The organism is Ekhidna sp., from assembly GCF_039940915.1.
In the GTDB taxonomy this organism is placed as follows: domain Bacteria; phylum Bacteroidota; class Bacteroidia; order Cytophagales; family Cyclobacteriaceae; genus Ekhidna.
The window spans coordinates 80015-94523 of sequence record NZ_JBDVFO010000001.1 but is presented as its reverse complement, the minus strand read 5'-3'; the positions used below and the strand labels follow the sequence as shown (position 1 = coordinate 94523).

The 14509-nt window shown below is 39.9% G+C and carries 13 protein-coding genes; 8 read left to right on the top strand and 5 right to left on the bottom strand.

What is annotated here, in order from left to right; genetic code table 11:
- Positions 1 to 66: 66 nt before the first annotated feature.
- Positions 67 to 1131 (bottom strand): 1,2-phenylacetyl-CoA epoxidase subunit PaaE, encoded by a 1065-nt coding sequence (gene paaE, locus ABJF57_RS00415; protein WP_462235566.1) that lies wholly within the window; start codon positions 1129 to 1131, stop codon positions 67 to 69.
- A gap of 50 nt (positions 1132 to 1181) precedes the next feature.
- Positions 1182 to 1652: a hypothetical protein gene (locus ABJF57_RS00410; protein ID WP_462235568.1), complete on the bottom strand. Its 471-nt coding sequence runs from the start codon at positions 1650 to 1652 to the stop codon at positions 1182 to 1184.
- Between the two features lie 51 nt (positions 1653 to 1703).
- Between ABJF57_RS00410 and ABJF57_RS00405 the strand changes: the two genes are divergently transcribed.
- Genes ABJF57_RS00405 through ABJF57_RS00375 form a run of 7 tightly spaced genes read left to right on the top strand, consistent with a single transcriptional unit; the run spans position 1704 to position 6991 of the window.
- Positions 1704 to 2333, top strand: a complete 630-nt coding sequence (locus ABJF57_RS00405) for an LON peptidase substrate-binding domain-containing protein (protein ID WP_462235571.1) — start codon at positions 1704 to 1706, stop codon at positions 2331 to 2333.
- A 57-nt stretch (positions 2334 to 2390) separates the two neighbouring features.
- A complete protein-coding gene (locus tag ABJF57_RS00400) occupies positions 2391 to 2849 on the top strand; it encodes an NADH-quinone oxidoreductase subunit A (protein WP_462235572.1) in 459 nt (152 codons plus the stop codon).
- On the top strand, positions 2846 to 3382 hold the full coding sequence (locus tag ABJF57_RS00395) for an NADH-quinone oxidoreductase subunit B (RefSeq protein WP_462235574.1): 537 nt from the start codon (positions 2846 to 2848) through the stop codon (positions 3380 to 3382). The genes ABJF57_RS00400 and ABJF57_RS00395 overlap by 4 nt, the downstream gene beginning before the upstream one ends.
- Complete coding sequence (locus ABJF57_RS00390) at positions 3372 to 3869, top strand: NADH-quinone oxidoreductase subunit C (RefSeq protein ID WP_462235576.1); 498 nt, start codon at positions 3372 to 3374, stop codon at positions 3867 to 3869. The genes ABJF57_RS00395 and ABJF57_RS00390 overlap by 11 nt, the downstream gene beginning before the upstream one ends.
- A complete protein-coding gene (locus ABJF57_RS00385; protein ID WP_462235578.1) occupies positions 3869 to 4282 on the top strand; it encodes a four helix bundle protein in 414 nt (137 codons plus the stop codon). Before ABJF57_RS00390 ends, ABJF57_RS00385 begins: the two co-directional genes overlap by 1 nt.
- Position 4283: 1 nt before the next feature.
- Positions 4284 to 5495 (top strand): NADH-quinone oxidoreductase subunit D, encoded by a 1212-nt coding sequence (locus ABJF57_RS00380; protein ID WP_462235580.1) that lies wholly within the window; start codon positions 4284 to 4286, stop codon positions 5493 to 5495.
- Positions 5496 to 5500: 5 nt separating this feature from the next.
- On the top strand, positions 5501 to 6991 hold the full coding sequence (locus tag ABJF57_RS00375; protein WP_462235582.1) for an NAD(P)H-hydrate dehydratase: 1491 nt from the start codon (positions 5501 to 5503) through the stop codon (positions 6989 to 6991).
- Here the strand turns inward: ABJF57_RS00375 and ABJF57_RS00370 are convergent.
- Entirely contained in the window at positions 6988 to 8886 is a 1899-nt protein-coding gene (locus ABJF57_RS00370) for a DUF3857 domain-containing protein (RefSeq protein ID WP_462235584.1), read from the bottom strand. The two genes, ABJF57_RS00375 and ABJF57_RS00370, sit on opposite strands and share 4 nt — an antisense overlap.
- Complete coding sequence (locus ABJF57_RS00365) at positions 8883 to 10805, bottom strand: DUF3857 domain-containing protein (RefSeq protein ID WP_462235586.1); 1923 nt, start codon at positions 10803 to 10805, stop codon at positions 8883 to 8885. The genes ABJF57_RS00370 and ABJF57_RS00365 overlap by 4 nt, the downstream gene beginning before the upstream one ends.
- 266 nt (positions 10806 to 11071) lie before the next feature.
- Between ABJF57_RS00365 and ABJF57_RS00360 the strand changes: the two genes are divergently transcribed.
- Positions 11072 to 11404, top strand: coding sequence for a T9SS type A sorting domain-containing protein (locus tag ABJF57_RS00360; protein ID WP_462235587.1), 333 nt, complete (start codon positions 11072 to 11074; stop codon positions 11402 to 11404).
- A gap of 91 nt (positions 11405 to 11495) precedes the next feature.
- Here ABJF57_RS00360 and ABJF57_RS00355 read toward each other — a convergent pair whose 3' ends face one another.
- Positions 11496 to 14459 carry a protein O-mannosyl-transferase family gene (locus tag ABJF57_RS00355; protein WP_462235589.1) on the bottom strand — a complete coding sequence of 988 codons (2964 nt, stop codon included), beginning with the start codon at positions 14457 to 14459 and terminating at the stop codon, positions 11496 to 11498.
- Positions 14460 to 14509: the final 50 nt, after the last annotated feature.

Sequence of the window (14509 nt, the reverse complement as noted above, 5' to 3'; positions counted from 1 at the left end):
TAAACCAGTTATTTAGTAGAATTGATTTGAATTACTTCGTTATAACTATTCACTTTTTTCTTTTAATCAAACGTCAAAACTCAATTTCACTTTTTCCGTCTTCGGATAGGATTGACAGCTAAGTACTAAACCTCTTTCCAGTTCGTCTGGTTCAAGCGCATAGTTCACATCCATTGTTACCTCACCTTCTTCTACCTTACACACACACGTACTGCAAACGCCTCCTTTGCATGCATACGGAAGATCAGCACCATTATCAAAGGCAACATCCAAAATTGACTTATCAGAGTCGTACGGAAAGGTCATGCTGTTGCCGTCTAAAACTACCGTGATTTCAGCAGTGGCTTTTACATGTTTTACTTCTTTGGCTTTGCCTCCTAACTTGCCCACTGGCGAAGTGAAAAGTTCTAAGTGAATTCGATCTTCTGGTACGCCTAGGTTTTTGAGCTCATTTTGTACTGCCAGCATCATTTCTTCCGGCCCACAAGTGAAATAATGATCCACACTTTCCGGATCGAAGAATAACTTGGCATAAGACCGAATTTTTTCTGCTTCTATTCGTCCATTGAACAAATCTGATTCCTGTCGCTCCTTGCTTAAGATGTGATACAAGCTAAATCGATCCATGTATCTATTCTTTAGTGCTTCTAACTTTTCCTGGAAGATGATTGTGCTGGCTCGACTATTTCCATAAAAGAGCTTGAATTCACTTTCTGGTTCCGTTCTTAATGTGGTTTCTATGATCGAAAGGATGGGAGTAATCCCACTTCCACTAGCAAAAGCTACATAAGACTCGGCATTTGCAGGATCCAGTGGGACATAGAAGTGGCCGTGAGGAGGCATTACTTCAAGCTCATCACCTACTTTCATTTCATCATTTGCATAAGTTGAAAAAGTGCCGCCTTCCAATTTCTTAATAGCCACAGTCAAAGTTTCATCGATGGGACATGAGCAAATAGAATAGGAGCGTCTGGTGTCCTCACCATTGATATCTTTTTTCAATGTCAAGTGCTGACCTTGGATGAAAGAAAATTCTTCTCTGAGTTCTTCCGGAATTTCGAAGGTGACTGCCACAGATTCCTCCGTTGGTCTTGTAAGTTCTTTTACGCTTAGGGTATGAAATTTTGCCATGTTGAATTTTTGGGTGCAGCAAAGCTAACCATCGAAAGGAATTTTTTTATTCAATTTATATCAAGCTTCTTCTTGATTTTTGTCACTTTTTCTTCAATGCGCTCTTCTAGCGGATGACTAAGTAAAAAAAACTTCTCACCACTCACCAGTTTTAAATAAGCCCGATACTCGTGATTAGCGATTATGTTCTGCTTGTTGGAAAGCGAATACATGGTCTGTTTGGTTTTGACTTTATTGATGAAAATCTTTTCAATCGCCTCGTATTTTACTGGTTTGCTGAGTTTGCGCCCCATTGTCCAAATGCCATCATAAATGGTTTTTTTTTCCGCATCGATGATGATAACATTGGTGGCAAACCATAGTGCGGGTAGGAAAGTAGCGATTGCGATTGCACTGACAATTGACCAGGGCTCAGGGAGCCAGTCTACAAGTTTTACTGTAATGACTACCATGAGAAGTGCACCCAAAAATCGAATCGGTAGATTCACTGCTTTACCTTTGCTTATTCGAATGATCTTCATGAATGATCGAAAGTACCAAACTATTTTCGTAGATCAGAGTTTTTTTCAATTATGAGAGAATTAGCTCTTTTTCCGTTGAGTATTGTCGCGTTTCCTGGCGAGGCGGTGAACCTTCACATTTTTGAGCCGCGGTACAAATCGCTTATCAATGATTGTCTATCCAGCAAGTCTACCTTTGGAATACCAGCTTTCATTCTCAATAAGATCGAGTTGGGCACTGAGGTAGAGATCGTTGAGGTGACCAAGACCTACGAAGATGGTCGAATGGATATTAAAACTAAAGCGTTGAGTATTTTCAATGTTGATGAATTCTGGAATCCGTGGGGTGATTTTGATTACGCAGGGGGGAAGGTCGAATATCTGCCAGTGAGTGATGAATCTACAGATTTAAATAAGCTCTATGAGTTTAAAGAAATGGTGGCAAAATTGTTCGTTTGGCTTGGAGAAACAGATGCTCCAGATATTTCCACGATTTCTTCGGTGTTTGATATTGGGCATAAGATTGGACTAAAACCTGAAGAAGAGTATGCATTATTAAAAATGTCAGAAGAGAATGAGCGATTAGATTATTCAATCAAACACTTAGAACATTTACTTCCCGCTCTGGAGCGGGCACAAAATGCACAAGAGCGAATTAAGCAGAATGGTCACTTCAAGCACCTTGATCCACTGAAATTTTGATTGCTGAATTCAACTCTCGAAGTTAGATATCTCACAGATTCCGTGTAATTTCCCATCATGTTAGAAATTAGTGGATTTGGAACAGTTCTGCTTTTTTTTATTGGAGGAATTAGCTTTTTATTAGTGACTCTTCTGATAGGGAGAATCCTTAGACCTAATGATCCCACTCCAGAGAAGCAAACCACCTACGAATCTGGCGAGGAGCCAGCAGGTTCAGCATGGGGACAATTCAATGTTCGGTTTTACATTGTCGCATTAATCTTTTTACTTTTCGAAGCGGAACTCATATTCTTATTTCCGTGGGCAAGCGTTTTTGGCGATGAAAACTTAGTGGCACAAACTGATGGGCTGTGGAGCAAATTTTCAATGATAGAGGTCTTTATCTTCATTGGCATTTTATTGGTTGGACTGGCATATGTGTGGGCCAAAGGCATGTTGGAGTGGGTACGACCAAAGCCAAAAGCACCGGATTATAAATCACGAATTCCATCCAGCGCATACAGTAGATATAGATGAGCTCAAAAGAACAAACAATAGCAGGGTTAAAAACAGGTGAAGGAGGAGTCATTGTTTCAAAACTTGATGATTTATTAAACTGGGCACGACTGAGTAGTCTATGGCCGGTTGGTTTTGGTTTGGCGTGTTGTGCCATTGAATTTATGTCCACGGCATCTTCAGCCTATGATTTGGATCGCTTTGGGGTGATTCCAAGAAACTCCCCCAGACAGGCAGATGTGATGATCGTTTCTGGAACGGTGACCTTCAAAATGGCGGATCGCATAAAAAGACTTTATGAACAGATGGCTGAGCCGAGATACGTAATTTCCATGGGTTCATGCTCCAATTGTGGGGGGCCTTATTGGGAACATGGCTACCATGTGGTGAAAGGAGTGGATCGGGTGATTCCGGTAGATGTGTACGTACCAGGCTGTCCACCAAGACCAGAAGCGCTAATTGGAGGTTTTCTAAAGCTTCAAGAGAAGATACGAACTGAGTCTGTTTTGAGGCCAAAGGCCCTGGAAAAAATCATGAAGAAAAATGCAGTTTGAAGAAATTAAATCTTTGATAGAACAAAACCTGCCTGGATCTGTCATGGGAGAGGATGAGACATCTACTCCAAAGGCATTGATGATTGGTTTGGATTCAATTCACAAGGTTTGTGACTTTCTGCACACGCATGATACAACCTACTTTGATTCTCTTTCTTGCTTGACCGGACTGGACAATGGGGAAGAAAAAGACTCAATGGAGATTATCTATAGTTTGTACAGCATTCCTTTTGATCTTCACCTGATGCTGAAGGTTGAGTTGCCTAGAAAAAATCCTAAGATTGATTCTGTTTCTGATATTTGGAAGACGGCAGATTGGCTTGAACGCGAGACATACGACCTATTGGGGATTCATTTCAATAATCACCCTGATCTTAGAAGAATTCTGCTGCCCAGCGATTGGGAAGGTTACCCATTAAGGAAAGACTATGTAGCGCAGGAAAAGTATCATGATGTAGTTGTTAAATGGAAAAGTGAAAATGAATAATGGGGGAATTGATTGAAGGCAAAAAGCACAACCCTCTTCTAGATAAGAGCTATGAATTTGCTTTGTTGATTGTGAAGTTTTCAAGAAAAATTCAATCTGAGCAAAAAGAATTTATTCTATCAAAGCAAGTCTTGAGAAGTGGGACTGCAATTGGCGCTTTATCGGAGGAAGCTCAGCAAGCTGAATCAAAAGCTGATTTCATCCATAAACTTTCCATTGCAAATAAAGAAGCTCATGAAACGCATTATTGGCTAAGGTTGATGCAGGATTCCAATATTTCTGATGAAGTTGGTGACTTGATATCCAAATCAGAGGAATTGAAAGCGATTACTTATTTCAATAATCAAGAGTTCAAAATCGAGAAAAGTATGACGGTCAGTATTATAAATTATCCACTTTCAATTTTCCATTGATATGAGCTCTCAATTGGACATTGGTGATTCTCCGTTGCAGAGATCAGAACCGCTCAAGTACAAAGAAGCAGACCTCAAGACCGAGGAAATGATCATCAACTTGGGGCCGCAACATCCTTCTACTCATGGAGTGCTGCGATTGGAAGTGGTGACGAATGGTGAGATAGTGGTAGATGTGATTCCACACATGGGTTACTTGCACAGATGCTTTGAAAAACATGCTGAGTCTTTGGCTTTTAATCAAACGATCCCCTATACCGATCGGATGGATTATGTGGCAGCCATGAACAATGAATGGGCATTTGTGATGGGTGTTGAACGAATGCTTGGGATTGAAAAAGAAATCCCTAAGCGCGTGGAATATGTTCGGGTACTGGTTGCGGAGTTGAATAGGATTGCTTCCCACTTCATCGCTATTGGCACATATGGCATGGATATCGGAGCGTTTACACCTTTTTTGTGGATGATGCGTGATCGAGAGCATATCCTCCGCATGTTGGAATGGGCAAGCGGAGCACGGATGCTGTATAACTATATATGGGTAGGTGGCTTGTATTATGACTTGCCAGTTGGTTTCGAAGAACGAGCCAAAGAATTTGTGGACTATCTCAAACCAAAATTGAAAGACACAGAAACACTCCTTGTCAACAATAAAATTTTCATAGAACGTACAGCAAACATTGGTGTGCTTCCCGCTGATCTGGCAATCAACTACGGCATCAATGGGCCAATGCTAAGGGGTTCTGGACTAAAGTTTGACCTAAGGAAAGTAGATGGATATAGTGTCTATCCAGAGATTGATTTTGACATTCCCGTAGGCACCGGTCAAGTAGGCACAGTTGGAGATTGCTGGGATCGAAATTGGGTACGGTATCAAGAGTGCTGGGAGTCTATGAAAATCATTGAACAATGTGTGGAAAAACTGTTGGGTGAACACAAGCGCACTAAAGAATTCGATCCAAGAGCCATGGTGCCCAAAAAAATAAGACCTAAGGAACAGGATTACTATGTGAGAGCCGAAAATCCAAAAGGAGAGCTGGGTTTCTTTTTTAGAACTGATGGCAGAGCAGATCAACCATTGAGATGCAAGGCAAGGTCTCCCAGTTTGAGTAACCTTTCAGTAATTGCTGAGATAAGCAAAGGTTGTATGTTGGCAGATTTATTTGCCATTTTAGGTTCCATGGATATTAACATGGGAGAAGTAGATCGCTAGCCGATATGAAAATACTTAGCTCAAAACAGATTCGAGACGCAGATCAATTCACAATTAAACATGAGCCAATCACATCCATTGATTTGATGGAACGTGCTTGTCAGGCTTTTGTAACAAAATTCCTGAGTCTACATCCGGAGAAAAATAAGGTTTCTATTTTTTGCGGAACAGGTAATAATGGTGGCGATGGACTAGCTATCGCTCGACTTCTTATTGAAAAAAGTTGGGAAGTTGCTGTTTTTGTGATTGGCGATACGGAAAACGGGAGTTCAGATTTTAAAACCAACTTAGGGAGGTTGTCTTTTTTTGAGAAGATCAATGATGCTGAAGATTTTCCTGTAATTTCTGACAGTTCAATTATAATTGATGGACTTTTTGGTTCAGGACTTTCTCGACCAGTGGATGGCATTCATAGTGAACTGATAGAGTTTCTAAACCAACAAAATGCTCAACGAATAGCTATTGATATTTCTTCAGGGCTTTTTGCGGATGCTCCGTTGCCAGAGGAGGCTTTAGCTTTTGAGGCAGATTTTACCATTTCTTTCCAGACGCCAAAACTGAGCTTTTTCCTGCCAGACTGTGAAAAATACATTGGTAGATGGCGTGTTGTTGATATAGGACTAGATCAGAACTTCATTCAAAATCAGACGACTGTTTTCCATGTATCTGAGGGTCGCCATATGCGCGCATTGGTTCCCGAAAGATCAACTTTTACACATAAAAGTCAAGTTGGTAGGTTAATGATAGTCGCGGGGAGTAAAGGAAAAATGGGAGCGGCTGTTCTATGTGCCAGAGCTGCGTTTAAAGCAGGAGCTGGGTTAGTCAATGTACATGCCCCGGCATGTGGTGTCGATATTTTACAGGTAAGCATCCCTGAAGCAATGGTCTCCGCCGATAAGGGTGAGAATTATGTTCATTCCCTTCCTCAAACGACCGATTCAATAGCAATAGGCCCAGGGTTGGAGACGAAGAGGGAAACTGTCATTGCCATCAAGAATTTTTTAACTAGCTATGAGAGACCGGTAGTGATTGATGCGGATGGGATAAATATGCTTTCTCAGCATAATGACTTAATTCAATCTCTGCCTAAGGAGTCAATTCTAACTCCGCACCCAGGGGAGTTCAAGCGGTTGGTCGGAGAGTGGAGGCATGATTTTGAAAAACTGGATAAACTCAAAATTTTTTGTTCAAACCGTGGTTTTAACGTTGTTTTAAAAGGGGCATACTCAGCGATGTGCAATAGTGCAGGTGAAATTCATTTCAATCCAACAGGCAATCCTGGACTGGCTACTGCGGGCAGTGGTGATGTACTCACAGGAATGGTAGGAGCTATGTTGGCTCAAGGGCTAGCACCATTTGATGCACTTAGGCTGGCCGTATACCTACATGGTTTAGCAGGAGATGAAGCAATTCGCGTGTTACAAACGCAATGGATACAAGCCTCCGATATCATTGACTTTATACCGCACGCGGCTAGATCGCTTACAAGTAGCTAGGTCTTCTTTTTAAAGGAGATCCTTTTCTTATCTGCTCGAACAATTTTCTTATGAAAGTCAATATAGTCCTGATAGGAGGTATTAGGGAATATCCCATCAAATTGCTTAAAAGTTCTGATGTAGGAAATATCCCCATCCTCAGTTGCTTTAATAGCAGCAGTATACTCACCAAATTCAGAGATTATTTCAATGGGTTCGAAAAAAGCCTCAACTACGTGCTGTTCGGGCAGTTCATAAGTGATAGTGTCAATTTCCCAATATCCATGATCTTCATAGATGGATTGCGTACGGTTCTCATCTTTATTCGGGATCCATCTATTTTTATTGATAATGTTGGGCTGTAAAAAAAAGCGAGTTCCTGATTTGCTTACGAGCTTATTTACAATCAAAGAAGCGGAGAAATCAATGCTCGGAAGCAAGTCTTTGTTGTTAGCAAACTCAAAAGATTCAATGGAAAAAGAAGGAATATCGATGGAGTTTTCAACCCACTTTTTCTGTCGGTCTGTGCTAGAGTTGACATAAAAATTCAGATTACCGTATTCATACTCCAAACCTTCATACCTGTTGTCAATTGACACAAGGCCATTCCCTACATCATCTATTTTTACATGCACCTTTGATATCCGCTTATTGCTCTCAAGCTCATACTTCGGTGTGCGGACTATGCTGCCTCCTTCATCGGTTACAACAAAAACATCACGGTCACTTGTGAAGGTGCCCAGATAACCAAATGGTTTTGTTTGACTGGTACATTCTAGCCAAATGGTATCTTCCTGCATTGGAACACTCAAGATCACGTGGTTGAAATAAGAAGGACTCGGGAAATCTTTATTGATTTTAGGGGGATTATTTCCACCATAGACAATGGTGTAATTAGACGTTACTCCTACTTCTTCCAATAAAGATTTGGTATAAAAGCTTAAGGCCTTACAGTCTCCATAGCCTACTTCATCTACAAATTTTGCAGGGAAAGGTTGAAACCCACCGATGCCCAGCTGAATACTGACATACCTGGTTTTTGATTGCAGGTATTCATACACGGTTTTGATTTTCTCACGATCACCCAACCCTTCGGTGAGTTCTTTAATATGATTGATCGTCTCAATGGGCAATTCACCACGACCTTGATTTAATACATTTTGCCATTTAGCGAAACCATCCCAAGTTGAAAGATCTCCTCGATAACCATCAAATTCAAATTTTGAAGGTGAGGCAATGATGTGTGGGGCAATATCATAGAAAGAGGGTCCATATAGCTCAGGATTTACTGATGCTAGATTCTTTCTCTCCCATGTCCAGACCACTTTCTCTCCCTCCTTAGATTCAACAGGTTCTGAAGTGTTTTTGCTTAGGTACCTTGGTTCTAATTCTGGGGGGCTAATGATTCTATATTTCGAATACTCGACAGTCTCACGCTTGCTTGAATGGAAATACCATCTAGGAATGAAATACAAGTACTTAAATATTAATTCATATTCATATTCAATGGTGTACGGAAAAGTCTCCTGGCGGAGATCAATTCCTCTGATCCTACTATCATCATATGAATTTACCTCAGAAGTAATCGCTTGATCAACGAAATCAGAATTTTTGGCTTTATATACTTTTTTGCCGTTTGCATCATACTTGGAAACTTGAAAATCTTTTAATGAAATAAGCTTGTCATAGTTTTCAGAGATTAATGCATTGTGATTGCCATCCTTATTCAAGATTGTAATAACTGCTCTTGTCCGATACTTCGCCTTGTCGATTGAAAGTATCTCGAATTCACCTTCACTGAAACGAACGACTGCATCAGCATTTTTGGTAAGTTCTTCTGGGATTTTACTTATTGAGTAATCCTGCGACTTTACAGAAAAAGATATCAAGAGAAGCGGTATGATGAATAATTTCATGGTCTTCTAAGTACAATTTGTTCCCCATGTTTTTCAACAATCAGTGCGTAGAATTCTCTCAGGAAAGCATATTCAGAAGAGGAGAATTCACTTTTACTAATTTGAATTCGATTTGTTATCGTTATTTCCCCGTTCATGAAGGAGGCACTATAAAGCAGTTTGCCGGAGTTGTTTGGAAGTTTAATGCTTTTTGGTTGTGGAAGTTCATCTACTTCGAGTCCCTTTGCTAATCTGAATTTCATAATGTATGTATTGGTGAAGGGAGCTCCATAATCAACTGGATATTTTCTTTTTTCTGTCTTAAATGGGTTATCAGTTATTTGTCCAACAATGATTGGATTCAAATACATGACATCTCCTAGATCATCAACTTTATCTTCTATTTCAGCTTCTATTTTTTCATCAAGTTGATAGCCTTCCTTGAGTTCGCCCAATTCATGATTATTGATGTTCCAGGTTTCATTATTGGAGTAGAAAGAATTCTTATAATCTTCTATTCCATCATCTTCAACATCATCCTTAAATCTCCATGCTCTATACCCCATTCTTCTGATAGTCACATTGCCATTCAAAATACCTTCTTCGGTAACTTCAAAATTCCCACTGTAAGTAGTGCCATTGGATGCGAAGGGTTTTAATGCCACCCATTGTTCAGTCGGGGCTATAACTAGTCCCTTTCCGTTAAGGCAATATTTAGGCAAAGCTTCATAAGGAGTATTCTTGTCAGAAGCATCCAGAAGTCGTTCGGATTCGTCGACGATTACTTTGACGATTGTAAAGTTAAATTGACGAGCAATTGGAACATGTGGATTGATTTTTCCATGACTCCTTGTACTTATTCTTACCAGGTTTACATCAAATCCAGCTTCATTGAGCATAGCTGCCAAGACCATATTGATGTCACCGCCGGTGCCTTTTTTTTCTGAAAATACCTTTTTGAGCGAGGGGTATTTATTATCATAATTCTCTGTGAAATTATCTCTCACATAGTAAAATATGCTCTCAGCTAAGGCCGCTTTGGAATTAGATGTGACCTTGAGGACTTCAACGGCATCTTTAGTGAATTTTGATTTTGTAATATTCCCATGCCAGTATTCTGATTCGTACATCTTTTTGGCAAGTGCTGCATAGTCTTTTGGTAAATACACTTTTTCAGTTTCATTCGGAAACTGGTACTTTTTAAGCTCAAAATCTATTTTAGAAATATAATCTGATGTAGTAGTTATGTAAGGCTCTGTTTTAAACGCAGGAACATTTAGTGCTATGTAATTGTGATGCTGAAATGGAACTCTCTGACCATTTATGGCACTGTATTTTTGGGTGACTTCACCCTTAGCGAGTGGATGATATCCCTGCAGCATTCTTTCGTATTGAAAATAGTTGGGCACCATCACTTCATACTGGCTTTTAATTGCCGGGATAGAAGATTGGAAATACCACGTTTTGAGGCTTGTTAAACTTCCGCTTGTTACACTATATGTATATTCTATGATTGAACCTTCTCTCACATTTGGAAGGTTGAAATTGAAGCTATTTGTGTTGTCATTGATTTTTTCGATGATGGCATCACTTTTTTTGATGCTTGACTCTACGACTTTTCCATCTTCATAATTATAAGTGGATGCCTTAAATTTTGTAATACGGCTGTCATTGGAATGTCTTATTTTGATACTTGCCCGATCAAGTTCATCCTTGCTAAGGATTTTTATTACTCCGTGATATTGAAAATCAAGGTTGTATGCAGCGTTAAGACTGGAAAAACCATAATCTTCAATGACAAATGCGCCTGCAGAAGAATCAAAAGGACAATGCGTCATCGAGAAAAATTTCTCATCAATTTCCCCAAATTGGATTTTTGTTTGGCTGAATGAGATATGGAAAGAGATCAGAATGGTGAAAGCGGCAAGTGAGAGTTTCATTGGTGGTTACTTTTAATTGAGTATTCAATGATACTATTATCTGAAATAAATTCTTATGCTTTGAGCGTAAATGTGACGGGATTTTTATTATTAGATCAATTGTAAGAAAAAATCGATCAATTTTGAAATTTGCCCTGAATTGGGTTAAATCAATTATTTCTATGAAAAATCCTATGCGAACAAGCCTCCTTAACGTTAATTAACGATTAATATTTCAAGGTCACTCCGAACAATAAGAAAAAAAATGCGTAATTTGTATAACAACAATGCGCAATAAACTTACCATACTGACGTTCGCTCTTGCTCTTAGTCTAGCAGGTCTCGCCCAAGAGGGTGGTAATACAGCGCAAGAAGCTCGGATAAGCATTTATCCAAACCCAGCAGTTGAATTCATCATGATTCAGATTGAAGGTGATTTTGACAATACGGAGTTTGAGCTTAATTCAATGATCGGAAACAAACTTCAGATCAAGCCCGAAGAGGTGGGGAACGGTAAGTATAAAATCCAGGTGAAAGATTTAGCCACCGGCTATTATTTCTTAATAGTGAAGAATGAAGCAAAGCGATTTAAGAAAGCCTATAAGTTTTTAAAGCGTTAATCTCCTTTTCTATAACCCTTTCAAATTGATAAAATATAAAACCTCCAACATGTGTTGAAGGTTTTCTTAGTTATTGAGTTCTTTGTTAGTGCTACCTGTCCTGCAGCTGAGAGTAGTACCTATTGAATAGCTCTTCGTAGTATGCAGCTTTTTCCCTATCATCACTAGCTCGGTATGCGCGAGCAACCTCATTTAGTGATAGGAGTTGTCTCTGCAACTCATTGGGATCTACACCATCTATCGTAAAATAATAGTCTAGCCATTGAGATGCGGAATTCGAGGTTGTCTGTGCGATATGGTCAGCAAGCTCAGGTTCTCCGACTTTCAAGAGCATATCTACCTGTTGCATACTGAAAATATCATATGGAACAGCCTCATTCGGCATTACTTCAAGACACTTCTTCAGTACCTCTGCAGCTCGAGCATAATCACCTTCTTCTATCAGGTTTTCCGCAAGTGTGTTAAACGTGGATCGCGAGTTTAATACAAAGCCTTTATAGTCTTCTGTATAATAAACGCTTGGATCATTCAGGTTTGTCCATGTGAACTTATTCATCACATTGTCATACATCACCTCTGTATTAACAGGATAAGATCCCGCTCTAGCGTTTTCATTTTTAACTGGGACCACTCGATAGGCCATGCCTTCTTGCACAACATATTGACTGAGGTCAATATTCATTTGCGCGATTGAGGTATTGTTAAGATAGATCGGTCTTTCCCAATTCGAGTTGATTAAGAGGTCTAGAAATGCTAAATCTTTCTTTTCAAGTCCACGTCCTTTAATTCTTAAGATCATGCGATCAACAATTCGATCTTGCATGTCCTCAGGCACTATGCCTCTCACTTTTTCTTTGTCGATATCCAGAAAGAGTGTTGAGGCAGGCACAGAATTATAAGTAGTGTAACTATTGGCTTGAATCTGAAGTCCAGGATTTTCCTCTGAAATAAATTTCATCAAAATCTCGGCATTGATTGCATTCCCTTTCAATTCATCTCTTTCAAATACCGGCAGGTAGTCATTCATTCCTCCTTGTTGATAAAGCTTGATATCCAAGCCATAAGGTAACGGGGCGGATTCATAAGCCTGACGGGCAGACTGTTGTATATACCAATCCGTATTGTAGTAGCTCAGTACAAGCACTCTTGTATCTGTTCTGAAACCTTCAACCTCTTGAACATACCACAGCGGGAATGTATCATTGTCTCCACCTGTATAGATGATCCCATTTGGAGCGACCGATGATAAGTAGTTCTTTGCCGCATCCACAGAAAAGTATCTGTCTGATCTATCGTGATCATCCCAATTTTCACTAGCCATTAAAACCGGAATGGTAAGTCCAATAATGCTGGCAAGCGCTGCAGCTACTTTCTTTTCCTTGGAAATATTCTTAAGGAGATCATAGAGTGCTAGCACACCGAATCCTATCCAAATCGTGAAAATGTAAAAAGATCCTGCATAAATATAATCTCGCTCTCTAGGCTCAATAGGTGGTGTGTTGAGATAGAGTACTATCGCAATACCCGTCATGAAGAAAAGCAATGCTGTAGCGGAAAATAGCTTCACATCTTTTTTATACTGCACAAACATGCCAAAGAGTCCAAAAAGAAGTGGCAGTCCGAAATAGATATTCCTTCCTTTATTGTTTGAAAGCACGTCTGGTAGCTTATCAAAAGCATCGGTAATTCCAACCCAGCCTGCTCCCTGAATATCATGCTCACGGCCAGAGAAATTCCACATGAAATATCTGAAATATTGATGCCCAAGTTGATGAACTATTAGGTAATAAAAATTATCTCCCCAGCTTGGTTTTTCTCCCTCTCTTAAACCAGTCACCTGTCTGTATTTACGGACGTGACTTGGAGAAGAGCTATACATTCTCGGAAGAATAGTTGTATGCTGCGGATCATAGACCTGAGTGACCTTATAATCTTTAATGACATACTCATCATCTCCTCGCATATATACTGGAGCAGCTTGCTTATTTTCTATTAGTTGGGCAGTATAGTACGGCCCTTTAAATAATGGCCTACTTCCGTATTGCTCTCTCTTCAAATAGGAAACAAAAGAGATAATTTCTTCTGGATTGTTCTCATCAATTGGCGGATTGTAATTACTTCTGATTACGGCGATAGCATAAGAGGAGTATCCAATTAAAATGAAGGCCAAGGCTAGTAGCGAAGTATTGAGAACATATTTATTATGCTTGATGGAGTAGTGAATACCATAAACAAGCCCGCTTAGAACCAAGACACCAAAAAAGATAACCCCTGACCCAAATGGCAGACCTAAACTATTGACAAAGAAAATTTCAATTTTCCCGGCGATGGATGGTAGTCCTGGAATTACACCTTCCAATACAATAAGAACGATGGCAGCTGAAATTGCCATGGTGTAAATAATGCCTTTTCGAGTGACCTTTTCGTAATATTTAAAGTAGACGATCAGTCCAAGCACTGGGATGGCGACCAAATTTAGCAGGTGGACACCAATAGATAGCCCCATCATGTATGCGATGAGAATGAGCCACCTGGCTCGATCTTGCTCCTTAGACATGTTTTCCCATTTGAGGATGGCCCAAAAAACAAAAGAGGTAAAAAAGGCAGACATGCCATAGACCTCTGCTTCAACAGCCGAGAACCAAAAAGAATCAGAAAATGTACAAGCCAATGCACCGACAAGTCCCGTCCCCATAATCACAATGGTATCAGCGCTAGTTTCTTCACCACTTTTAAGTTTTAACACACGCTTAGCAAGGTGTGTGATTGACCAAAAAATAAACAGAACGAAGAATGCACTACTCATCACGCTGAGCATGTTTACCCAATAAGCCACTTGTGTCACATCATCTCCAGCAAGCATTGAAAACATGCGTCCGGTAAGCAAGAAAAAAGGTGCTCCGGGAGGGTGCGGAACTTCTAGTTTGTAAGAGCAGGCAATAAATTCGCCAGCATCCCAGAAACTTGCTGTTGGCTCTACCGTCAGGCAATAGGTTACTAATGCTATTAAAAAGGCTACCCAGCCTGTGATTATATTGATTTTTTGGTATCCCATAGTTGAAATTATGTGGAGGCGAAATTAGTAATTAACCAGAAGATAACCGG